The organism is Microbacterium sp. LWS13-1.2 (assembly GCF_040144835.1).
In the GTDB taxonomy this organism is placed as follows: Bacteria; Actinomycetota; Actinomycetes; order Actinomycetales; family Microbacteriaceae; genus Microbacterium.
Genome location: NZ_CP151632.1, coordinates 709,808 through 723,434, shown reverse-complemented (window position 1 = coordinate 723,434; position 13,627 = coordinate 709,808). Strand labels below are relative to the sequence as shown.

14 protein-coding genes are annotated in these 13,627 nt (G+C 71.5%); 4 read left to right on the top strand and 10 right to left on the bottom strand.

Annotated elements, in window-relative coordinates; all coding sequences use genetic code 11:
• The first annotated feature begins 1 nt into the window (after position 1).
• The 4 genes from sufC (at position 2) to MRBLWS13_RS03505 (ending at position 3,729) form a co-directional block, all read left to right on the top strand.
• A complete protein-coding gene (gene sufC, locus MRBLWS13_RS03520; RefSeq protein WP_308867413.1) occupies positions 2–796 on the top strand; it encodes a Fe-S cluster assembly ATPase SufC in 795 nt (264 codons plus the stop codon).
• 9 nt (positions 797–805) lie between these two features.
• Positions 806–1,135 (top strand): metal-sulfur cluster assembly factor, encoded by a 330-nt coding sequence (locus tag MRBLWS13_RS03515; protein ID WP_349427669.1) that lies wholly within the window; start codon positions 806–808, stop codon positions 1,133–1,135.
• A gap of 66 nt (positions 1,136–1,201) precedes the next feature.
• Positions 1,202–2,362, top strand: coding sequence for an aminotransferase class I/II-fold pyridoxal phosphate-dependent enzyme (locus tag MRBLWS13_RS03510; protein WP_349427668.1), 1,161 nt, complete (start codon positions 1,202–1,204; stop codon positions 2,360–2,362).
• Positions 2,359–3,729 (top strand): MFS transporter, encoded by a 1,371-nt coding sequence (locus MRBLWS13_RS03505; protein ID WP_349427667.1) that lies wholly within the window; start codon positions 2,359–2,361, stop codon positions 3,727–3,729. Before MRBLWS13_RS03510 ends, MRBLWS13_RS03505 begins: the two co-directional genes overlap by 4 nt.
• A 28-nt stretch (positions 3,730–3,757) precedes the next feature.
• Here MRBLWS13_RS03505 and MRBLWS13_RS03500 read toward each other — a convergent pair whose 3' ends face one another.
• The 10 genes from MRBLWS13_RS03500 to MRBLWS13_RS03455 form a co-directional block, all read right to left on the bottom strand.
• Positions 3,758–4,669 (bottom strand): siderophore-interacting protein, encoded by a 912-nt coding sequence (locus tag MRBLWS13_RS03500; RefSeq protein WP_349427666.1) that lies wholly within the window; start codon positions 4,667–4,669, stop codon positions 3,758–3,760.
• Positions 4,653–5,504 (bottom strand): ABC transporter ATP-binding protein, encoded by an 852-nt coding sequence (locus MRBLWS13_RS03495; RefSeq protein WP_349427665.1) that lies wholly within the window; start codon positions 5,502–5,504, stop codon positions 4,653–4,655. Before MRBLWS13_RS03495 ends, MRBLWS13_RS03500 begins: the two co-directional genes overlap by 17 nt.
• On the bottom strand, positions 5,501–6,550 hold the full coding sequence (locus MRBLWS13_RS03490) for an iron chelate uptake ABC transporter family permease subunit (protein ID WP_349427664.1): 1,050 nt from the start codon (positions 6,548–6,550) through the stop codon (positions 5,501–5,503). The genes MRBLWS13_RS03495 and MRBLWS13_RS03490 overlap by 4 nt, the downstream gene beginning before the upstream one ends.
• Complete coding sequence (locus tag MRBLWS13_RS03485; protein ID WP_349427663.1) at positions 6,547–7,593, bottom strand: iron ABC transporter permease; 1,047 nt, start codon at positions 7,591–7,593, stop codon at positions 6,547–6,549. The genes MRBLWS13_RS03490 and MRBLWS13_RS03485 overlap by 4 nt, the downstream gene beginning before the upstream one ends.
• A gap of 22 nt (positions 7,594–7,615) precedes the next feature.
• Positions 7,616–8,647 (bottom strand): iron-siderophore ABC transporter substrate-binding protein, encoded by a 1,032-nt coding sequence (locus tag MRBLWS13_RS03480; RefSeq protein ID WP_349427662.1) that lies wholly within the window; start codon positions 8,645–8,647, stop codon positions 7,616–7,618.
• 174 nt (positions 8,648–8,821) lie between these two features.
• Positions 8,822–9,469, bottom strand: coding sequence for a biotin transporter BioY (locus MRBLWS13_RS03475; protein ID WP_349427661.1), 648 nt, complete (start codon positions 9,467–9,469; stop codon positions 8,822–8,824).
• Positions 9,470–9,592: 123 nt separating this feature from the next.
• On the bottom strand, positions 9,593–10,885 hold the full coding sequence (locus MRBLWS13_RS03470; RefSeq protein WP_349427660.1) for an acyltransferase: 1,293 nt from the start codon (positions 10,883–10,885) through the stop codon (positions 9,593–9,595).
• A 96-nt stretch (positions 10,886–10,981) separates the two neighbouring features.
• Positions 10,982–11,653 (bottom strand): response regulator transcription factor, encoded by a 672-nt coding sequence (locus MRBLWS13_RS03465; RefSeq protein WP_349427659.1) that lies wholly within the window; start codon positions 11,651–11,653, stop codon positions 10,982–10,984.
• Complete coding sequence (locus MRBLWS13_RS03460; RefSeq protein WP_349427658.1) at positions 11,650–12,918, bottom strand: sensor histidine kinase; 1,269 nt, start codon at positions 12,916–12,918, stop codon at positions 11,650–11,652. Before MRBLWS13_RS03460 ends, MRBLWS13_RS03465 begins: the two co-directional genes overlap by 4 nt.
• Before the next feature lie 26 nt (positions 12,919–12,944).
• Positions 12,945–13,553: a VTT domain-containing protein gene (locus tag MRBLWS13_RS03455; RefSeq protein ID WP_349427657.1), complete on the bottom strand. Its 609-nt coding sequence runs from the start codon at positions 13,551–13,553 to the stop codon at positions 12,945–12,947.
• Positions 13,554–13,627 lie beyond the last annotated feature (74 nt).

Sequence of the window (13,627 nt, the reverse complement as noted above, 5' to 3'; positions counted from 1 at the left end):
AATGTCTGTTCTCGAGATCCGCGACCTCCATGTGACGGTCGAGACGGATGCCGGCACCACGCCGATCCTCAACGGTCTGTCGCTCACGATCCGCACGGGTGAGACCCACGCGATCATGGGCCCCAACGGCTCGGGCAAGTCGACGCTCGCCTACACGATCGCCGGTCACCCCAAGTACACCGTCACGAGCGGCTCGATCACGCTCGACGGCGAGGACGTCCTCGCGATGTCGGTGGACGAGCGGGCGCGTGCGGGCCTCTTCCTGGCGATGCAGTACCCGGTCGAGATCCCGGGTGTGACCGTCACGAACTTCCTCCGCACCGCGAAGACCGCGATCGACGGCGAGGCGCCCTCGATCCGCACGTGGACGAAGGACGTCAAGGCGTCGATGAAGAACCTGCGCATGGACCCCAAGTTCGCGCAGCGCAACGTCAACGAGGGTTTCTCGGGCGGCGAGAAGAAGCGCCACGAGATCCTCCAGCTCGAGCTCCTGCGTCCGCAGATCGCCGTGCTCGACGAGACCGACTCCGGTCTCGACGTCGACGCGCTGAAGATCGTGTCGGAGGGCGTCAACCGCGCCAAGGCGGACAACGACCTCGGTGTGCTGCTCATCACGCACTACACCCGCATCCTGCGCTACATCCACCCCGACTTCGTGCACGTGATGGTGCAGGGGCGCATCGTCGAGGAGGGCGGCCCCGAGCTGGCCGACCGCCTCGAGGACGAGGGCTACGACCGCTACCTGCCCGCGGGCGAAGAGGAGCCCGCCGAGGCTCCCGTCGCCAGCGAAGCGTAGGATCGACGTATGACGGCGACCCTCACCCCCGAGAAGTACGACGAGGTGACCGAGGCTCTCAAGGACGTCATGGACCCGGAGCTCGGGATCAATGTCGTCGACCTCGGCCTCATCTACGACCTCGCGTGGGACGACGAGAACGACGCCCTGGTCATCCACATGACCCTCACGTCGGCCGGCTGTCCGCTCACCGACGTGCTCGAGGAGCAGACCGCACAGGCGCTCGACGAGATCGTCGAGCGGTTCCGCATCAACTGGGTGTGGATGCCGCCGTGGGGTCCGGAGCGCATCACCGACGACGGGCGCGACATGATGCGCGCGCTCGGCTTCGCGATCTGAGGCCCGGCCGTTTCGCACGGTGACACGCGGCGTCGCCATGTCGCCGTCGCTCGATAGGGTCGAATGGTGAGCGTCACCCCCCTGAAAGCACTGCCCCTCGACGAGCTGCGCCAGCGCACGAGCACGAAGTGGCGGAAGTACGGGGAGGACGTGCTGCCGTTCTTCGTGGCCGAGACCGACTACGCGCTGGCACCCGAGATCATGCGGGTCCTGACGCGCGCGGTGCAGCTTGGCGACACCGGATACACCCCTCCCGACCCCGGCGTCCGCGAGGCCTTCGCCGGCTTCGCCGAGCGCCGCTGGGGGTGGAGCGTCGACCCGGCCGACGTGTTCTGGACGGGCGACGTGATGATGGGCGTCGTCGAGATCCTGCGCAAGGTCATCGAACCCGGTGACCGTGTCGTGGTCATGCCTCCCGTGTACCCGCCGTTCTACGACACCGTCGAGGAGGCAGGCGGCGTGGTCGAACGCGTGCCGCTCGCGGCGAGTGACGCCGGCTGGGAGATCGACCTGCTCGGTGTGGAGGCGGCGCTCGCGGGCGGCGCACGCGCCGTGCTGCTGTGCAACCCGCACAATCCCACGGGGAGCGTGCACACGCCCGAGAGCCTGGCCGCGCTGGCGGATGTCGCCGAGGGATTCGGCGCGACGGTGGTCAGCGACGAGATCCACGGACCGCTGACGTACGCGCCGACGGCGTTCACGCCGTTCCTGGCAGCCTCGGAGTTGGCCCGGCGGGTCGGCTATGCGGTGACCAGCGCGAGCAAGACCTTCAACCTCGCCGGCCTGAAGTGCGCGGTGATGGTCGCGGGCGGCGACGCCCAGCGCGCGGCGCTGCGCTCGCTGCCGTGGGAGGTCGAGTGGCGCACCGGCCTCTTCGGTGCGCTCTCGAACGTCGCGGCGTATTCGCCCGAGAGCGACGAGTGGCTGGAGAGCCTGCTGGCCACGCTCGACGCCAACCGACTGCTCCTGGCGGAGCTCCTCGCCGAGCACCTGCCGCAGGCGCGCTACCTGCCGCCCGACGCCGGCTTCCTCGCGTGGGTCGACCTGTCGGCGTACGGCTGGGGCGACAACCCCGCCGTGAAGGTGCTGCGCGACGCGAAGGTGGCGCTGCACCACGGACCCCTGTTCGGCGTCGAGGGCACGGGGCACGTCCGCATCAACTTCGGCTGCGCGCCCGAGCTGCTCCGCGAGGCGGTGGAGCGCATCGGCGCCCTGGCACGATCGTGACGACGGCATCCGAGCCCGCGACGAGCATCTGGCAGGGTCGGTTCGTCTGGGTGACGGTCGGTGCCGTCGCCCTGATCTTCCTGGCGGCGATCCAGTCGCTCGCGGTGACCACGGTGATGCCGGTGGTGAGCGCCGACCTCGACGGTGAGCGCCTCTACGCCGTGGCGTTCGCGGGAACGCTCGCCACGAGCGTCATCGGCATGGTCGCCGTCGGCGCGTGGTGCGACCGCGGCGGGGTTCTCGCGCCGCTGAGCACGGCCGTCGGACTGTTCGTCATCGGGCTGCTCATCTCGGGACTCGCCCTCACGATGCCGACCCTCGTCGCCGGGCGCCTGGTGCAGGGCCTCGGCACCGGCGGGCAGACGGTGGCCCTGTACGTGGTGGTCGCCCGCGTCTATCCGGGTGCGATGCACGGCCGCGTCTTCGCCGCGTTCTCCGCGGCGTGGGTCGTGCCGTCGCTGATCGGGCCGTTCCTGGCAGGAGCGGTGACGGAGTTCCTGCACTGGCGGTGGGTCTTCCTCGGCGTGGCCGCGCTCACGGTGGTCGCGTTCGCGCTGGTGGTGGCGCGCCTGCACGGACTCCCGCTCCACACCGATGAGCCGGCGACCTCGCGCATCGCGCCGCGGCTGGCCTGTGCCGTGGCCCTCGCCGTCGGTGCCCTCGGCCTCAGCCTCGCAGGCGAACTCGGAACGTGGGCGTGGGCGGCGGTGGCGGCATCCGTCGTCGTCATCGCGCTCGCATCGCGGCCGCTTCTTCCGCGCGGCACGCTGCTCGCCGCGCGCGGCCTGCCCAGCGTGGTGCTGATGCGCGGACTGATCGCGGGCGCGCTGTTCGGCGCAGAGATCTACGTGCCGTACCTGCTGATCGATGAGTACGGCTTCTCGCCGACCTGGGCGGGGCTCGGCCTCACCGCGGCCGCGGTGGCGTGGGCGACCGCGGCCGACGTGCAGGGCCGCATCGGCGACCGGATCGGCAACACGCGCATCACGCTGATCGGCACCGCGCTGCTCGTCGGAGCGCTCGTCTTCGCGGGGGCGACGGCTCTGTTCGGACTGCACCCCGCGGTGCTGATCGCGGGGTGGGGGCTCGCGGGTGGCGGAATGGGCCTCATGTACCCGCGTCTGACCGTGCTGACGCTGGCGTACTCGACGGCGCAGAACCAGGGGTTCAACTCATCGGCGCTGTCGATCTCGGACGCCGTCGGCTCGGCGTCGTCGATCGCCGTGATGGGGCTCGTCTTCACCGCGCTGGTGGGGACGGATGCCGGATTCCCGGCCGTGTTCGCCATCGCCATGGTGCTCGCCCTGAGCGCTCTGGTGCCGGGGCTGCGGCTCGGCCACGCGCACGAGGGCTCACGGCCGCGTTAACCGATGCGCGGCGCGGAGGGGTTTCGACTCAATTCTCGGCTCTGCCGAGGCGCCAGTAGCCCATGAAGGCGACGGCCCGGCGGTCGACGCCGCGCTCCGAGACGAGGTGCCGACGCAGCGCCTTGATGGCGCCGGCCTCGCCCGCGAGCCACGCATACAGGCGCGCGCTCTTGAGTGCCGCACCGCCCTTCGCGGTGCGCGGCACCTCCCACAGGATGTCGGTGTCGATGTCGATCTCCTCGACATCGGCGCCCCGGCCCTCCGGTGCGAGGACGGCCGCGGCATCCGTCACCGACGACACGAGGTAGCTGTTGCGGGCGGCGGCCGCGTCCCGCGCGCCGACCCGGTACTCGAACCCGGGGTGCTGCGGAAGGTAGGCGATGTCGTCGTCGTGGGGAACCTCGAGCGCGACGACGCCGCGTGCCTCGGGCGGCAGCTGCTCGAGGATCGCCGCGATCGCGGGGGCGGCCGTCTCGTCGCCGGCGAGCAGGATGCTGTCGACCCGCGCCGGCGGCACGAAGTCGATGCCGTAGCTCACGCCCTCGTGGGCCGTGGTGGGGGCGTAGATGAGGACCTCGTCGCCGACCGCGGCGCGCGCGATCCAGTCGGAGGCCGGTCCCAGCACGTCGTGCGAGACCATGTCGATGTCCACCTCGCACTGCTCGTTGCGAACGTAGCGCGTGGTGTAGGTGCGGAACGGCGGGCGGCCCGCCTCGGGCAGCTCACGCCACTGCGTGTACCAGTCCTCGCCCATCGGCATCGCGTCCAGACCGACGGTGTCGGTGGGAAACACGACCTTGATGCGCTGGTCGAGCCCCGGGTCGCCGTAGTGCGCCAGATCGTCGCCGGCGAAGGTGAAGCGTCGGAAGCTCGGGGTCAGGTCGGTGATCGCCGTCACCCGCACGCGGAAGAACTGGTGGGTGTCAACGGTCGTGGCCATCGGAGGCTCCTGTCTGAACGGGTTCTGGCTGAGCGGCGGTGACGTGATACCGGCCGCGCGGCAGGACGATGGGCGATCCCGACACAGGGTCGGGGACCACCAGTGCGTCGAGGTCGAAGACCTCGCGGATGAGCTCGCTCGTCAGCACGTCATGCGGGGCGCCGCTCGCGACGACCTGGCCCGCGCGCAGCGCGAAGAGGTGGTCGGCGTAGCGGGCGGCGAGATTCATGTCGTGCAGCACCATCACGATCGTGGTGCCGTGCTCGCGATTGAGGTCGGTGAGCAGGTCGAGCACCTCGACCTGGTGGGCGACATCGAGGAAGGTCGTCGGCTCGTCGAGCAGCAGGATGTCGGTCTCCTGCGCCAGGGCCATCGCGATCCACGCACGCTGACGCTGGCCCCCCGACAGTTCGTCCACCGAGCGGTCGGCGAGCTCCTCGATGCCGGTCGAGGCGAGCGCGCGCGCCACCACCTCGTAGTCGTGCGCGCTCCAGCGCGCCATCAGCTTCTGGTGGGGGTGGCGTCCGCGGCCGACGAGGTCTGCGACGGCGATGCCCTCGGGCGCGATCGGGCTCTGGGGGAGGAGTCCGAGCGTCCGCGCGATCTCCTTGGTGGGGCGGCCGTGGAGCGCCTTGCCGTCGAGGACCACCTGGCCCTCGCGCGCCGGGATGAGGCGCGCGAGCGCGCGGAGCAGCGTCGACTTGCCGCATCCGTTCGCGCCCACGATCGCCGTGATGCGTCCGGGAGGGACGACCAGGTCGAGTCGTTCCACGATCGTCCGATCGCCGTACGACAGCGTCAGGCCCTCCGCCGACAGGTTGTGGGATTCGGTCATAGCGAGCCTCCGGCTCGATTCGTCCTGATGAGGAGGTAGATGAGGAAGGGTGCGCCGAGCACGCCGGTCACGACGCCGACCGGGTAGCGGCTGTCGAACGCGAACTGGCCGAGCAGGTCGGCCAGCTGCACGAGCAGCGCGCCGACGAGCGCCGAGGGCAGCAGCAGCGACCCGCCGGGGCCGACGACGCGGGCCGCGATCGGGCCGGCCATGAAGGCGACGAAGGCGATCGGCCCGGTGGCGGCGGTCGCGAACGCGAGGAGTGCGACGGCCGCGACGATGACCATCACGCGCGTCCCCTGGATCCGCACCCCGAGGCTGGCGGCCGCGTCGTCGCCGAGGCGCATGACGTTCAGGTCGCGACCCCGCGACAGCAAGGCCGGCACCAGTACGAGACTCGCGGCCGCGAGCGGCAGCACGGCCGACCAGGTGGCGCCGTTGAGGCTTCCGGTGAGCCACCTCATGGCGGCCTGCAGGTCGTACGAGGGAGCCTTCGACAGGACGTACGTGATCGCGGCGTCGAGCATGGCCGCCACGCCGATGCCGATGAGGATCAGCCGCGTGCCCGCGAAGCCGCCCTTGTTCGAGAGCAGGTAGATCGCGAGGGCGGTCAGCAGGCCCCCCGCGACGGCGAGCACCGAGACGGCGGTCTCGCTGAGCGAGAGCACGACGATGCCGAAGACCGCGGCGGCGCTGGCGCCTGCGGTGATGCCGATGATGTCGGGCGACGCGAGCGGATTGCGCAGCATCGTCTGGAACGTCACGCCGGCGATGCCGAATGCGAATCCGGCGAGGATCGCCAGCACCGCACGGGGAAGGCGCAGCTCGCCGACGGTGAACGAGGCCCCGGGGACGGTCTCGCCGAGGATCACGCGCACGACCTCGTCGAGGCCGTAGAAGGTCTGGCCGATCATGAGCGATGCGGCGAAGACGAGCACCACTCCCACGGCGAGGGTGACCGTCACAATGGTGCGCCGGCGCGCACGTCGCCGACGGCCGCCGGCGACGGCCTGGGCGGTGATCGGAACGAGGGTGTCGGTGCTCACAGTTCCCGCACCTTCTGCCGGCGGACGATCCAGATGAAGAAAGGGGCGCCGATGAGCGCCGTCAGGATGCCGACCTCGATCTCGTCGGGACGCGCGATGACGCGGCCGAGGACGTCCGCGGCGACGAGCAGGCCGGCCCCCGCGACCGCGGAGAAGGGGAGCAGCCAGCGGTGATCGGTGCCGACCAGAAGCCGGCAGAGGTGCGGGATGATGAGGCCGACGAAGGCGATGGGGCCGGCGATGGCGGTCGCAGCGCCGCACAGGATGACGGCCCCCGCCGACGCGATCAGGCGGGTGCGCATCACGTGCTCGCCGAGTCCGGTGGCGACGTCGTCGCCGAGTGCGAGCGAGTTCATCCCGCGTGCACATGCGAGCGTGACGATGGCGCCGACCGCGAGCACGGGCAGGATCGTCGCGATGCGATCCCAGGTCGCGCCGCCGACCCCGCCGATCTGCCAGAACCGGAAGGTCTCGAGCAGATCGACGCGGGGGAGGAGCACCGCGCTCACCAGGGACATGAAGGCGGCGGAGGAAGCGGCCCCCGCGAGCGCGAGCTTGAGGGGTGTGGCGCCGCCGCGCCCGAGCGACCCGACGGTGTAGACGAACACCGCCGCGCCGCCGGCGCCGATGATCGACGCCGCGATGAAGGCGTAGGGGTCGGACATCCCGAAGAACGCGATGCCGATCACCACCGCGAGCGCCGCGCCGCCGGAGATCCCGAGGATGCCGGGGTCGGCGAGGGGATTTCGCGTCACGGCCTGCATCGCGGCGCCGGACAGGGCGAGGGCAGCACCCACGGCGATCGCGAGCACGGTGCGGGGCAGGCGGGCGACGACCGCGGCCTGCGCGACGCCGCTGGTGTCGCCGGAGAGCCCCGCGAGGATGTCGCCCACGCCGACATCGCGGACGCCGAACGCCACCGACGCGACGCAGAGCATCCCGAGCACCGCGAACGACACCGCGAGCCACCCCACTCGCACCGCTGCCGGACGCCGCAGGGCTGCGGCATCCGGCAACGGCGTGCGGGTCTCGGAGACGGTCACCCGATCAGACTTCCCGGAAGGATCAGCCGAGCGCGCCGGCGAGCAGCGCGAAGTACTCGTCGATGCCCCAGCCGATCGACAGCGGCGACGGGTTGGCCGACGCTGCGAGGGGGGTCGACTCCTCGAGGATCGCGATGTGCCCCTCGGCGATGGCAGGGATCTGCGACAGCAGCGGGTCTGCCTGCAGCTGCGCGATGATCGATCCGCTCGCGTCGCCGTACGTGACGAAGACGTCGACATCGGCGAAGCGGTCGGCCTGCTCGGCGCTCACCGAGGTGTAGAACTGGACGCCGTCCGACTCCTCGGCCACGACCGTCGGCACCGGGAGGCCGAGGCTCTCGAGGAAGCCGGGGCGCGTGTCGAGGCTCGTGTAGAAGCCGATCTGGCTGAAGTCCGACGGGTCGATGTACGAGAAGAGCACGCTGGCGTCGGCAAGCTCGGGGTGGTTCGCGAGCGCCGCGTCGACCTCGCCCTGCAGCTCCTCGATGAGCGCGTCGCCCTCGTCGGCGAGGCCGATGGCCTTCGAGTTCAGGCGGATCATGTCCTCGTAGGACGTGCCCCACGCGACCTCGGGGTAGGCGACGACGGGCGCGATCTTCGACAGCGTGTCGTACTCCTCCTGGGTGAGCCCGGAGTAGGCGGCGAGGATCACGTCGGGCTGCGTGTCGGCGACGGCCTCGAAGTCGATCCCGTCGGTCTCGTCGAACAGGACCGGCGTCTCCGCGCCGATCTCCTCGAGCTCGTCCTCGACCCACGGCAGCACGCCGTCTCCGTCGTCGTCGCCCCACGTGACCTCGGCCATGCCCACGGGAACCACGCCGAGGGCGATGGGAACCTCCTGGTTCGACCAGGCGACCGTCGCGACGCGCTCGGGCTTGGACTCGATGACCGTCTCGCCGTACGCGTGCTCGATCGTGACGGGGAAGCCGTCGCCGGACGAGGAGCCGCTCGCGGTGTCGTCGGTGTTTTCGGCTGCCGCGTTCGCGCACCCGACAAGGGCGATCGCGGCGATGGCGAGCATCGCGGTGGCAGCGGCGGTGCGGTTCGGGCGCACGGAATCCTCCGGAAGAATTAGGTAAGGATGCCCTTATTCGGGCGCAGTAAGGCCAACCTTACCCAGCCGGTTTCCAGATTGCCAATCCGTGTCGACACATACCGTGCGCACGCGACAGCCCCGGCCGATCGGCCGGGGCTGTCGATGGCGGATGCCTCGCGAGGAGGCATCCGGTCACCGCTTGGTCTTGTCCGCCGCGCGCACGAGCGCCCATGCCCCGGGGATGATCGCCGCGGCGAGCGCCGCCTTCACCAGGCCGCCGACGATGAAGGGGAGCAGGCCCACCTCGAGGAGGGCCTCGAACGAGTAGTCGAGACTCATGACCGCGTTCAGGATGAACGCCATGTACGGGATGCCGAATAGGAACGGCACGGCGCTCGCCGCCGCGAAGCCGAGGAACGCCAGCGCGGGACGGCGATCCCACGCTCGTTCGGCGAACCATCCGGCGACGAACGCAGAGAAGATGAAGCCGATCACGAACCCGAAGCTCGGCTTGCCGACGGCCGCGAGCGTGCCCGTGAACCCGGCGAACACCGGGAGCCCGGCGAGCCCCACGAGCATGTAGGTCGTGAGCGCGGCGGCGCCGCGCCACGCGCCGAGGGCGGCGCCCACGACGATCACACCGAGCGTCTGCCCCGTGATGGGGACGGGCCACAGCGGGATCTCCACCTGGGCGAGCAGGGCCACGATGCTCGCACCGGCGATGACGAGACCGGCGTCGAGGGCGAACGCGCGAGCGCGCGAGGACGGGCGGGCGATGACGTCGGCGAGCACGCGACGGGTCCCAGCGGAGGCGGTCGGGGCAGCGGCGATGGATGACATGGCACTCAGCCTAGAGGGACCCGCGCGGGGCTACTTGGACGCCGTCCACCAATGATCCGCCGATCCACTGTCCGCCTTCTACGACATCCGCTGTGCGCCGCGCCGCGGGGACGGAACCCTCGCTCACGCGAGTGCCAGGCGTCGCGCGGTCGGCGCCCGTCGGCATGCACCGTGGAGGGCGGCACCGAGGAGCGCGACGGCCACCAGCGCGGTGACGACAGACGTGCCGGCGACCAGCAGTATAGCGACGGCGGCCGTTCCCACGACGGCGGCGCTGCCCACACGCCAGGCGGAGCGCGCCGCCGCGGGCGCGGGCAGGGCCTCGATCGGCGCGAGCCACCGCGCGACGAGCGCCGTCGCGGTGAGCGCCAGGGCGAGCCAGAGCGGACGGGTGAGCCACCACGATGCGCTGTCGACGGCGGGCAGCGGTACCTCGGTGGCCGTCGCGCCCGCTGCCGTCAGCCCCGCGAGGCCCAGGAGGACGGGCATGTGCCACAGGTACACGGTCATCGCGCGCGGCGTCACGAAGTCGGTCAGCGCCGACGGGAGCCGCCACTCGGCAAGCCGCGCCAGCGGTCCGCGGGCGAGCGAGAACATGGCGGTGTGCGCGATGCCGACCAGCAGCAGCGCGGTGGTCGGAGGGTTGATGTTGGCGACCAGATCGGGGGAGTGGATGCCGCTCGTGAACGAGATCGCGAGCCCCGCGACCGCCCCGACCAGCCAGAATGCCCGCGCCCGTCGCGACAGCGCGTCGATCCGGCCGTCCGCGAGGAAGAAGCCGAGTTGCTGCATCGTCAGCCAGACGAATGCCAGGTTGAGGAAGCCGAGTCCTTCGATTCCCGTCGTGAGGCGCGCGACGTCGACTGCCGCCGCCGCCACGGCGAGCGCGGCGATGCTGCTGAGCGGCGCCCGCTCGTGGAGGCGCAGCAGTGCGGGCAGCAGCGCCTGGCAGACGAGGAAGACGCCGAGGAACCACAGCGGCTGCGCGAACCGGAATCCGGCCAGGGTCACGAGGTCGGCGGGCACCCCGGCCGCCGCGAGGAGCGCCAGCATGACGCCCGCGGCGCCGATCGTGACGAGCGCGGGAAGCAGCAGGCGGTGGATGCGACCGGCGACGAAGCCGACGCCGTCGACTCCCCGCGCCCGGGCTCTGCGGAACGCGGTCGCCCCGGAGAACCCGCCGATGACGAAGAACAGCGGCATGACCTGAAGAGCCCAGCTGAGCGGCACGATCCACGCGGTGCCTTCGCTCGCGTTGACGAACGACGGGCCGGCATCGGTCACGGTGACGCCGACCATCATCGCGTGCAGGACCACCACCGCGCTGATGCACAGGGCGCGGACCAGATCGATCGCGCGGTCTCTGGTGGCAGGTGCGGCCGCGGCCGCGGCGGCGGTGGGGCGGACGATGGTCATGAGGCCTCCTCGGGGGTACGTCCCGGAAGGCTATGGACGCGGCGACGCCCGGGGCATCGCCCCGTCGTGCCGTTGCCGTCTCACCCCGTGGGGTGATCAGGAAGCGGCTTCGACCAGACCCGCGTCATAGGCGAAGATGACCGCCTGCCCGCGGTCGCGCGCGCCCAGCTTGGCGAGCACCTTGCCCACGTGGGTCTTCACGGTCTGCTCCGAGATGAAGAGCTCGGCGGCGATCTCGGCGTTCGAGCGGCCGCGGCCGATGAGGGTGAGCACCTCCCGCTCGCGATCCGTGAGTTCGCGGAGCGTCGCGGTCGCTCGACCGGCCCGCGGCCGACGGGCGGCGAAGTGCTCGATCATGCGCCGGGTGACGCTCGGCGCGAGCAGTGCATCGCCCGCGGCCACGACCCGCACCGCGTGCACGAGGTCCTCCGGAAGGGCGTCCTTGAGGAGGAACCCGCTCGCACCGGCCTCGAGCGCGTCGTAGACGTAGTCGTCGATGTCGAACGTCGTGAGCATGAGGATGCGCGGAACGTGTGCGGCGGGATAGCCGGGGCCGAGGATGCGGCGCGTCGCGGCGATGCCGTCGAGCTCGGGCATCCGCACATCCATCAGCACGACATCGGGGTTCAGCCGGGCGGACAGCGAGGCCGCCTCGGCCCCGTCGGCGGCCTGGCCGACCACGCGGACGTCCTCCTGTGCGTCGAGCAGGGCGGCGAAGCCCGCCCGCACCATGGCCTGGTCGTCGGCGATGAGGACGGAGATCGTCACTGTGGGCCTTCCGTGGTCGGGATGGTGTCCGGTTCGGTCGCGATGCCGGCGCGGGGGAGCACGGCGTGCACCGTCCAGCCGCCGTCGGCGTCGCGTGCGGCACGGAGCTCGCCGCCGACGAGCGCGGCGCGCTCGCGCATGCCCAGCAGCCCGTGCCCGCGCTGCGACGGCAGCGCGGATGGCGGCTGCGCAGGGTCCGGTGGGCCGTTGCGGACGACGACGCGCACGGCCGCGGCATCCGCCTCCACCGACAGCGTGACCGGCGTGTGCGGGGCGTGTCGCACGGCGTTGCTCAGCGCTTCCTGCACGATGCGGAACACCGCGATGTCGACCGCGCTCGGCACGTTCACGGGCGCCGGCGGGACGCTCGCGTCGATCTCGGCGCCTGCGCGGCGGAGCGCCTGCACCAGGTCCGGGAGGTCGCGGAGCCCCTGCTGCGGGACCAGATCGGCCTGCTGGTCGTCGGTGCGCAGGACGCCGAGCAGCCGTCGCATCTCTGCCAGACCCTCGCGGGCGGTCTGTGCGATCTCGTCGAACTCGTGACGCGCCTCGTCGGAGAGGCCGGAGACGCGGTACCGTGCGGTCGACGCCTGCACCTGGATGAGCGACATCCCGTGCGCCACGACGTCGTGCAGCTCGCGCGCGATGCGGGTGCGCTCCTCGACCAACATGCGCCGGGACTGCTCGCTCGCGGTCAGCTCCCGTTCACGGCTCAGCTCGGCGCCCACGCGCAGGCGGCTGGCGACCAGCACGGCCACGAGCAGTGCAGCCCCCGAGACCGACGTCACGATCACCAGATTCACGATGCCCGCAGCCACGGGGAGGGCACCGGCCAGCCCGATGACCACGGTCAGCGTGCCCACGATGGCGAGCAGCCACGCGACGAGCGCGAGGCGCCAGTCGTGCGCGATGGCGAGCACGCCGACGAAGAGGATGAGCACGAGCATCGCCGGAACCGACCATGGCCACGGCCAGGTGGTGGCGACCGCCTCTGTGGCGGGCAGCGGCAGCGCGACCGCCGAGACGACGAACAGCGCGATCGACCACTGCGGGAACCAGACCGCGACGACAGGCGCCGCGCACAGCATCGCACCGAACAGGAACGCGAGCGGCGCCGGCTGCAGGTACAGCGCGATGTGCACCGGCACGAGCACGGAGAAGAGCGCGACCGACGCCAGCGCCAGCGCGCCGAACGCGAAGGTCCGCGGGCTCAGCCGGCGGCGCTTCGCGGACTCGGCAGGTGCCGGTGAGGGGGTCGCGCGCATTCTGTCATCCTGTCAGCCGACGGCGTTCACACGGGTGCCGCGACACGGCGCGCGCGCAGCGCGATGACGCGATCGACGACGAGTCCGATCGCGAGGGCCAGCACGATGCCCAGCACCGCGCTGAGGAGCGGCTGGTCCTTCAGCCAGGCGCCTGCGAGGAGGCCGATCGCGATGCTGTAAGCGGCCCAGCAGAGTCCTGCCGCCACGCTGAGAAGGGCGAATCGCCGCCAGCTGTACGGCAGCGCGCCCGCGGACAGATTCACGGCCACGCGCCCGACCGGGATGAATCGCGCGCCGAGGATGAGGCCCGCACCGCGACGGTCCAGCGCCGAGCCCGCCCACGCGAAGGCGCCGGCGACCCGCGGCCGCCGCATCCAGGCGAACCGGGTCGTGCCGGTGCGCCTGCCGATGGCGAAGGCGATGTTGTCGCCCACGGCGGCTCCGGCGGCGGCCACGACGCCGAGGAGCACCAGATCCGGTCGGCCGGTGGATGCCGCCACCGCCGCCGCGGCGACCAGCACGGTCTCGCTCGGGACCGGCGGGAAGAAGCCGTCGACGACGGCCACGACGAGCATCACGAGGTACAGCCACGGCGAGGAGACAGCCTGCAGGACGAGGTCGGTGATGAGATCCACCCCGGAAAACTATGCGCGGGGCGTGCGGCACGGCATCCCTCTGCGGTATCGACCGGGTCCCTCTGCGGAGGTAT

What these genes read in the sequence shown, in the direction of transcription:
- sufC (WP_308867413.1), top strand. Translation starts at nt 2, where the DNA reads ATGTCTGTTCTCGAGATCCGCGACCTCCATGTGACGGTCGAGACGGAT.
- MRBLWS13_RS03515 (WP_349427669.1), top strand. Translation starts at nt 806, where the DNA reads ATGACGGCGACCCTCACCCCCGAGAAGTACGACGAGGTGACCGAGGCT.
- MRBLWS13_RS03500 (WP_349427666.1), bottom strand. Translation starts at nt 4,669, where the DNA reads ATGGCCACGACCGTTGACACCCACCAGTTCTTCCGCGTGCGGGTGACG.
- MRBLWS13_RS03495 (WP_349427665.1), bottom strand. Translation starts at nt 5,504, where the DNA reads ATGACCGAATCCCACAACCTGTCGGCGGAGGGCCTGACGCTGTCGTAC.
- MRBLWS13_RS03475 (WP_349427661.1), bottom strand. Translation starts at nt 9,469, where the DNA reads ATGTCATCCATCGCCGCTGCCCCGACCGCCTCCGCTGGGACCCGTCGC.
- MRBLWS13_RS03470 (WP_349427660.1), bottom strand. Translation starts at nt 10,885, where the DNA reads ATGACCATCGTCCGCCCCACCGCCGCCGCGGCCGCGGCCGCACCTGCC.
- MRBLWS13_RS03460 (WP_349427658.1), bottom strand. Translation starts at nt 12,918, where the DNA reads ATGCGCGCGACCCCCTCACCGGCACCTGCCGAGTCCGCGAAGCGCCGC.